The following is a 7340-nucleotide window of genomic DNA, read 5'->3' as shown; positions in this document are numbered from 1 at the left end:
CCTCGAAGACATGGCCGAGGTGGGAGCCGCAGCGGGCGCAGCGGACCTCGGTGCGGACCATGCCCATGGAGCGGTCGGTCAGCAGCTCGACCGCGTCCGAGTCGGCCGGGTCGTAGAAGCTGGGCCAGCCATCGTTGATGGCTGGTGTTCCCGCCGCACCCACCACAGGTTCTTGTCGAACCGCGCATACGCCAGCCCGAACACCTCACCCGGCTCCACCCCGCCCCGCACCGCCCGCCGCGCCACACCCCACCACCGCCGCTGCGCCCCGACCACATCTGGCAGACCCCGCAGGTCCAGATACTCCAACTCCTGCTCGGCGTCCGCGTCCAACAGCCACCGCCCATGCGCCACGCACACCCGCTCCCGCCGCTGCGCGTACCGCACCACCCGGTCCGCCCGCACGCCGCGCAGTGCACAGCCGGCACCCGATCGCCACGGGCCCCACCACCGCACCCCCGACCCGCCACAGCCCCCGCCCTCGGCCGTCCTCTGCCCCGTCGAGCTTGGGATCCTCCCACCCCCAGGACGGCAGCGCCCACGCCAACGCTTCCTCTCTGGCCCTGGACAGTCCCGCCAGCGCGCGCCGGCCCGCCGCGTCCAGCGTCACCTCCGCATCCGCCGGCAGCCCGCCACCCTCGTGCCGGGGCCGGTGACCGCGCCACTGCAAACAGGACAGCAGCGTCTTCGCCTCCAGCCTGTACCGATCCGCGATCCGGCAAAGAAACGACAACGTCGTCTCCCCGCTTACAGGAGACAGACGGAACACCCCAGGAACCATCTCTCCAGCCTCCCGGAAGCCGCAGCACCAGAAGACGAAAACTTCCCCTCCCGGGATCTGTCGTCGGGGAGTGGTAAGCTGGCCAACTTTGCTCGGACAGCATGGTCGGTAGGGAGAGATGAAGGTTGCTGACGTTGGGTGCCGGACTGCAATGCCAACTGCTCGGGCCAATTTCAGTGGTTCGGCGTGAAGGTTTTCAGTGATGTTTGTGGCTGCGCTGCCTCGCGTGGTGACGGTTGCCAGTTGGAATGTTCTGCACCGGGTGCATGCCGAGAACTGGGACGAGGATGTCCTTGTGCGCTGCCCGGATGAGTCCGAGCGGATCGCCGCGGTGACAGCGCTGCTGGAGGGCCGCAGCGAGCAGGTCATCGCTCTTCAGGAGGTCAGCGGTGACCAGTTGGCCGCCCTCCGCGGTGCGCTGCCTGGCCGGACGGTCCACGCGTTGAGGTATCCGCGCGTCCCGGCACAGCGCCGGAGCACATGCTCGCTGCGAGAGCCCGGGGAGTATCTCGTACTTCTGGTCGGCGGACCGAACTGCCAGATCGCTGCCGAGTCCTTCGAGAATGACCCGGGCAAGGGCGCACTCGCAATCGAGACCGACGGAATGCTGATCGTCGCCACGCATGTGAGCGGCAATCAGCGCCGCACGCGCCAGCTGGCACGCCTGGCCGAGCTGGCCACCACATCGACGGAATGCCCGGCGGTACTCCTCGGCGACTTCAACGCCGATCGTGCCACCGTGGCATCGGCTCTGGGACCGGGCTTCACCGTCGTGGATCTCCCGCCGGACGCCCTGCCGACACGGCCACACACATCAAGCTCGGCATCGCAGTGGATCGACCATGTGGTCGTGCGCGGCGCTGGTGTCAGCAGCGCCGCAGTCGAGAGCGTAGGCGGCCTCTCAGACCACAACCTGATCCACGCGAGCCTCACCGTGTGATCCCCACTGCCTTGCTGCGTCGGCCTGGCCGGGACGGCGTGGGATCGCATCTGTCGTTACTGGTGCCGCAAGGAGCGGTGGTAAATAGTATGACTCAATGAGTCAACTGCCTGATGGAATAGAGAGAACCACAATGTAGGAAGCTCTCTGATGGTCCCAGTCAGGGTCGAGGACGACGACGCGGTAGAAGTGGTTGTACCAGCCAGCGTCTATGTTGATCTCCCGAGCCCACAGCTCGCCCTCCTCCGCTACCTTCTGTGCGGTCAGGCACGGCGGCGCTACGGTACGCGCCCAATACAGGTCCTCGGAGTCGTAAGTCTCGACTCTTCCATCTGGCAGACGTCGTGCATGCAGGGTGTTGTAGATGACGTTCCAACCGGCTGGGACCCGCAGTGGGAGCAGTTCCTCCTCCTCTGAAACAGCCGTGGCCAGCGGGGAATTGAGCGGAAGCCGGAAGATCGGTTTCATGGGCGGCAAGGTAGTCGCGGGATGCCCCCAGCGCGAGTGCATTCCCCTCGTGCGCGCCCATGCTGATGCCCGCCTCCGGCGGTTGTCACGCCCGATCGCCGCGCACGATGAAGTCTTCGATGTCGCAGAGAATGACCAGTCACCTGCCCCGGAAGGTCACCGCGAGGCCCTGCCCTGCCGACATTCCAGTACAAAGTGCTGTGCCGACACGGTCGTCGGTTCGATTTTGTCGAGGTCGGGCGTTCACGAGTAGGCATGGCCTGCAGTCTTTCGGGGCACTGAAGATCGTTTCCCGATCGGGAGGTGATCGTTCCCCAGTAGGCGCGACTCGTTCGGTCTCCGGGATTGGTAGGCGTCCTTGATTGTGTGGGGGTTCAGCTGCTCCTTGTCGAAGAACGGGATGGACATCACGGCATGTAGTCGCGTCCATCCCGTGGAGCGAAGGCTTTGAGGGCGTCGGCGTCGGTAGCGCGGGCGAGCAGGAAATAGTCGGCCCACTCGGCGATGTCGGGGTAAGAGCAGTCTCGGGTGACCTGGAGGGTGGCAGCCTCGATGTCGAAGTCTGTGGTTCGAAGTTCGACACCCGGGCCCAAGATGGCCCAGTGCGCCCCGGCTCTTCCGTAGGGCATACCGACACTGCCGGGGTTGATCACGAGTCGGCCGTGGGCCAGGCGGACGAACGGCATGTGAGTGTGACCGCAGACCACGGTGCGGATGTCGGCATCAAGTCCGCTGAAGACTTCCTTCCAACGTTCGAGGCGGGAGTCGACCAGGACGACCTCTTCATCGTCTCGTGGGGTGGCATGGCAGAAGAGCACCGTTCCCAGCCCGCGCACGGGCAAGGAGAGCGATCGCGGCAGGGAGGCGAGAAGGCTCAGATGGTCCTCGCGGAACTGCTCAGCGGCCCAGGGGGCGATCGGATCAGGGAGAGTGTCCCGTTGTCCTCGGCGATACTCAAGGAGTTCGCGGTCGGCGTTTCCGCTGATCCAGGCCACACGTTCACCGAGGCTGGTCAGCAGGTCGAGAACCTGGCACGGCTGCGGGCCGGCGGTGATGTCCCCGGTGAGAACGATGCGATCGGCCGTGCTCACCTCAGGTTCTGCGAGCACAGACTCCAAGGCTGGCAGGACTCCGTGGATGTCGGACAGGACGGCTACTCGGTTCAGCATGGCCACCACTGTGGGAGGACAGCAGCCAAGAACCAGGCTGGTTCGCTTGGCGCGTAGCTGTTCAGCCGGGTGGACTGGCCGCTCCCCCATATTGGTTCCACCCGAGCTGATAACGCTTCAGTCGGCGATCCCACAGGCACAAGGCACGTGCCCACAAGCTGACGCGTGGGGTCCGTCGTCCCGCGACCTGCCCAGGTCGATTCCGTTTGTGGCTCATCAACACCATAAGCGATTGATCATTTGCGCTGTAAGTGCTGCTCATCTGCCGGTAGTTGTCGCTTCCGATCCATGATGAACAGGCCCTGCGATCTTGTGCTGTGGGCTCATAGCCTTGGGGCCGCCCTGGGGCTGGTTGGAGCCGAGGGTGCGTTCGTGTGGGTTTGTGGAGGGGCGATGGGACCGGTTCTCGATCGGCTCAGGGAGCGGGAGAGCGCTATCCATGGCGACCTTGCCCGGCTGCACGACGAACTCGAGATGACCCGCAAGAAGATCGCAGACACCGAGGAACAGCTCCGCAGGATCCAGGTTACGCGGGAGACGCTGATGGAACTGGGCGGGGACGAAGTCGGCTTCGAGGAAGCGACGGTGGACGAGCCGACCGACAGCGACGCTGCTGCCCCGGCTGCTTCTTCCGAAGCCGGAACTGGGCAGGTCAGGGGAACGGGTGCGGCCGATGGCCGAGCAGCTTCGGGACGGACCTTGGAGCGCGCTAAGGGCCCATTCGACTTGCAGGAGGGGCGTCAGCGGATCTTGTCAGTGCTGGCGACCTGCGGGCCGGCGATGAAGGCCCGCGAGGTCGCGGAGGCCATCGGCGAGGATGTCTCAACCCCTGCTCGCGTGGAGACGACCCGGGCCGGATGAAGACGATCGTCAGTCAGGGGCATCTCGTCGAAGATGCCTCTTCTCGCTTTTCTGTGGCCCCGGTGGTCATGCCGGACGGCAAGGAGGAAGACAAACAAGACTGATCACGAACTCCTCCGTCACCTCGTAGGGGTCTGACGGAGGAAAGGGGCGGCACCGCCGAGGGCCTAGCAACTCTTCGGTGGGTAGAGGCCGCGCAGATAGCGGCAGAACTCCAGGGACCTCGTACGGTCTTCTTCGGCTTGGTGTGGCCGTAGAGCTTTTTCCGGGCCAGGTCGTAGGCGGCGAACAGGTGGTGGCCCCCCGTGCGGACAGGTGTAGGCCGCCCGTCGGCGCGGCCTCGGTTCCCGGCCGGTGTCCGTGTGCCGTCCGCCGTGCTCGGCCCACTGCCGCGCGGGATGGGGCTGGAGGTTGAGTCGAGACCCGCATCGCCGACGCCGGTTCACGCATCGCTAAGTGACTGTGAACTCCACGCTAACGACTGCCGTGTGCTGCCACGGAATGCTGAAGGGGCAAGCAAGCAAGCGAGCAACTTGAGCGCGAGCAAGCAGCCTCAGCTGAAGTCGCACCAAGTTGCACCACACGATGGGGGAAACAGAAATGACAGCACGGCGACTCGCGACCATCCTGGGGGCCCCGTTGGCGGCCGCCGCTCTCCTGGTCGCTCTCCCGAATTCGGCGTCCGCCGCCGACCCGGACCACTCGATGCAGACCGATGACGGGGACCCGGGCGGGAAGGTCACGCTCATCGAACGCGGGGACGTGGTGACGGTCACCGACCAGGAGGAGGACGGGTGGGCGGTCCGAGCCTTCGTCTACAACCCTGACGGTTCGCTGCGCTACAAGGTGAATGCAGCAGGCAGCGGGGATCACAACACGAAGCAGGCCAGCGACGGTGGCGTGTACAACCTGAAGGAGAACACCACCTACGGCTTCAAGGTCTGCCTGGTCAGGCCGGGTGACATCGCCTACTGCGACTCGGACTCCTGGCGCAACAACCAGAACTCCTCCGACATGGTTCCCTGACCGGCCTGAGGGGGTGTTACTCCGGGGCGGGCGGCCGATCGCGGCCGTCAGCCCCGGAGTTCGGATGACTGTCCCGGCCCTGAGCGGTGGGCCGGGCGCTACACGAGAGTTGACTTCGCATGCCGGCGGTAGTCCTTCGGCGGGACGCCGTAGGCAGTGCGGAAGGCCCGGGTGAAGTCAGCGGCGCGGGAGAAGCCCCACCGGGCGGCGATGGAGTAAATGGGGACGGTGCGGTGAGCCGGGTCGGTGAGGTCGCTCCGGGCGCGTTCGAGGCGCTGGCGGCGGATCCAGGACGCGACCGTGTCGTCTTCCTGCTGGAAGAGCCGGTGCAGGTAGCTGGTGGAAATGTGGTGTGCGGCGGCGATCGAGCGGGGCGTGAGGTCTGGGTCGGCCAAGTGCTGCAGGATGAAGGCACGGATACGCAGGACCAGCGTCCGCCGGCGGGTTTCCGGGGTGGGCAAGTCCTTGGCGGGCGGCTGGTGGGCGAACAGCGCGGACACCAGGTCCAGCAGGACGGACGCCAGTTGAGGGCCGTTGGCCTGTCGAAGCACGTCGGCCTCCCCGGTCAGGTGGGTGAGGAACTGCGTCAGTAAAGCGCCGGCTCCGCTGTGCCCTGGCAGCTGCCGCCCCAGCACCTCGTCGGCCCCGTTCCCAGCCGGTTTCAGGAAGGCCTTGGGGATCTCGATGCCCAGTGGAATGGCCGGCTGCCGGCTGTCCACGGTCTCGCAGTCGCAGGGCAACCGGTCCGCCACAGGCACGTCGTCAGTCCGGAAGACACTCTTGATCATCGACCTCTCCTCAGCGGTCTCAGGGTCTGAAGGCGGAAGGCGTGGAGAGCGGGGGATGCTCTTACGGCTGAGCTTCGCTGGGGAGCTCTTATGGCGTGAGCTTCGCGATCGGGACGCGGGCGAACGAGATCTCCTCGTACGGAGTGTTCTCTCCTCCCTCGTACAGCAGCCCGATGTGCTCGTCGGAGAGCTTGACCATGTCGGAGTACGCGCTGCGGGCGGGCCAGATGGTGTGTGCTTCCCGCCAGGTCTTTCCCTCGTCCGTACTCCGCCAGATCGCCATGGCGCCCCGGCCTTCGCTCGACGTTTCCTTGGCCGACGAGAACAGAATGAGGTCGCTGTCGTCCCCCTTGTCGGTGGCGAACACCCGCTGCACGGTGCCTTGCACGACAGCGGTTTGCAGCTGCTTTTCGAACCTCAGCGGGCCGTCGTACGATGCGCCGCCGTCGGAGCTGAGGACGTAGGCCCGGTGGCTGGGGGCATCGCGGCCCTGGTGGCGGATGCTCTGGTACAGGGTGCCGTCGGTGAGCTCGATCAGCTGGGACTCGTTGCCGTTCACGCCCTCGCCGCCGTGGTCCGCGTCGGTGGCACCGAGCTGCCATGTGCGCCCGCCATCGTCGCTGTAGGCGAGGTGCACGCCGTGATACTTCGCTTCACGGCCGCTGTCGCCTGAGCCGGCCGGTGGAGCGATGGTGTGGTTGCCGGGCGCGACGATCCGGCCCGCGTGCTTGCCTCGGGTGAGCTGGATCGCATGCCCTGGCCCGAACACGAAGTGCCGCCACGTCCGCGGCTTCACCTGGCCTGTGATCTCGACCGGATCGCTCCAGCTCCTGCCCTCGTCCGTACTGTGCAGGACGAACGGCCGACGGCTCTCCTCCCACGTCGCGCGTCCGGTGGTGATGTCCTCGGCCGTCACATGGCCGGCCGTACGGATGGCAAGCAACACGATGTCGCCGCTCTTCTGATCGACGACCGGCACCCCGGGGCCGATCTTGTTCTTCCCGGCGTTCCAGATCACCTTCAGCTTTCCCCAGGTCCGGCCGCCGTCGGTGGATCGGCGCAGCACGAGGTTCATGTTGCCGTCGTCATCGGCGTCACCGATCCGGCCCTCGGCGAAGGCGAGCAGGTCGCCGGAGTCACGTGCGCGCACGAGGGCGGGAATCCGGAAAGTGTGAAAGTGCCCTTCGCCCCGGGCGAAGACCGTGCTGCCAGTGACGGCCGACGCCGTGCCACCCCTCGGACCGGTTGTGGCCCCGGCCATCGCGGCGGGTATTCCTGGCAGGGCGAGCATGCCTGCTCCGGCAGCC

Annotated in this window: 7 protein-coding genes and 2 pseudogenes; 3 read left to right on the top strand and 6 right to left on the bottom strand. The window is 66.3% G+C overall.

Annotated elements, in window-relative coordinates:
- Positions 1-130, bottom strand: a pseudogene (locus ACTWQF_RS34535) (peptide-methionine (R)-S-oxide reductase); the annotation flags it as partial.
- 859 nt (positions 131-989) lie between these two features.
- On the opposite strand from ACTWQF_RS34535, the gene ACTWQF_RS34530 reads away from it, so the two are divergent.
- Positions 990-1721, top strand: a complete 732-nt coding sequence (locus tag ACTWQF_RS34530; protein ID WP_443283713.1) for an endonuclease/exonuclease/phosphatase family protein — start codon at positions 990-992, stop codon at positions 1719-1721.
- A 102-nt stretch (positions 1722-1823) separates the two neighbouring features.
- Here ACTWQF_RS34530 and ACTWQF_RS34525 read toward each other — a convergent pair whose 3' ends face one another.
- Together ACTWQF_RS34525 and ACTWQF_RS34520 are read right to left on the bottom strand one after the other, a co-directional pair.
- Positions 1824-2189 carry a hypothetical protein gene (locus tag ACTWQF_RS34525; protein ID WP_443283712.1) on the bottom strand — a complete coding sequence of 122 codons (366 nt, stop codon included), beginning with the start codon at positions 2187-2189 and terminating at the stop codon, positions 1824-1826.
- Positions 2190-2596: 407 nt separating this feature from the next.
- Positions 2597-3358 carry a metallophosphoesterase family protein gene (locus ACTWQF_RS34520; RefSeq protein WP_443283711.1) on the bottom strand — a complete coding sequence of 254 codons (762 nt, stop codon included), beginning with the start codon at positions 3356-3358 and terminating at the stop codon, positions 2597-2599.
- A gap of 393 nt (positions 3359-3751) precedes the next feature.
- On the opposite strand from ACTWQF_RS34520, the gene ACTWQF_RS34515 reads away from it, so the two are divergent.
- The gene (locus tag ACTWQF_RS34515; RefSeq protein WP_443283710.1) at positions 3752-4219 is read left to right on the top strand and encodes a hypothetical protein; all 468 of its coding nucleotides are present in this window, start codon (positions 3752-3754) and stop codon (positions 4217-4219) included.
- A gap of 176 nt (positions 4220-4395) precedes the next feature.
- Here the strand turns inward: ACTWQF_RS34515 and ACTWQF_RS34510 are convergent.
- Positions 4396-4635, bottom strand: a pseudogene (locus ACTWQF_RS34510) (IS630 family transposase); the annotation flags it as partial.
- A gap of 184 nt (positions 4636-4819) precedes the next feature.
- Here ACTWQF_RS34510 and ACTWQF_RS34505 point away from each other — a divergent pair.
- The gene (locus ACTWQF_RS34505) at positions 4820-5245 is read left to right on the top strand and encodes a hypothetical protein (protein WP_443283709.1); all 426 of its coding nucleotides are present in this window, start codon (positions 4820-4822) and stop codon (positions 5243-5245) included.
- Positions 5246-5343: 98 nt separating this feature from the next.
- Here the strand turns inward: ACTWQF_RS34505 and ACTWQF_RS34500 are convergent, their stop codons facing one another.
- Together ACTWQF_RS34500 and ACTWQF_RS34495 are read right to left on the bottom strand one after the other, a co-directional pair.
- A complete protein-coding gene (locus ACTWQF_RS34500) occupies positions 5344-6033 on the bottom strand; it encodes a helix-turn-helix domain-containing protein (protein WP_443283708.1) in 690 nt (229 codons plus the stop codon).
- 88 nt (positions 6034-6121) lie between these two features.
- Positions 6122-7183 (bottom strand): sialidase family protein, encoded by a 1062-nt coding sequence (locus ACTWQF_RS34495; protein WP_443283707.1) that lies wholly within the window; start codon positions 7181-7183, stop codon positions 6122-6124.
- Positions 7184-7340: the final 157 nt, after the last annotated feature.

Source organism: Streptomyces sp. 8N114 (assembly GCF_052245835.1).
Classification (GTDB): Bacteria; Actinomycetota; Actinomycetes; order Streptomycetales; family Streptomycetaceae; genus Streptomyces.
The sequence above is the reverse complement of the archived record's forward strand: the minus strand, read 5'-3'. Positions and strand labels throughout refer to the sequence as shown.

Coding starts and splice junctions, on each gene's coding strand:
- ACTWQF_RS34525 (WP_443283712.1), bottom strand. CDS start 2,189: ATGAAACCGATCTTCCGGCTTCCGCTCAATTCCCCGCTGGCCACGGCT.
- ACTWQF_RS34520 (WP_443283711.1), bottom strand. CDS start 3,358: ATGCTGAACCGAGTAGCCGTCCTGTCCGACATCCACGGAGTCCTGCCA.
- ACTWQF_RS34515 (WP_443283710.1), top strand. CDS start 3,752: ATGGGACCGGTTCTCGATCGGCTCAGGGAGCGGGAGAGCGCTATCCAT.
- ACTWQF_RS34505 (WP_443283709.1), top strand. CDS start 4,820: ATGACAGCACGGCGACTCGCGACCATCCTGGGGGCCCCGTTGGCGGCC.
- ACTWQF_RS34500 (WP_443283708.1), bottom strand. CDS start 6,033: ATGATCAAGAGTGTCTTCCGGACTGACGACGTGCCTGTGGCGGACCGG.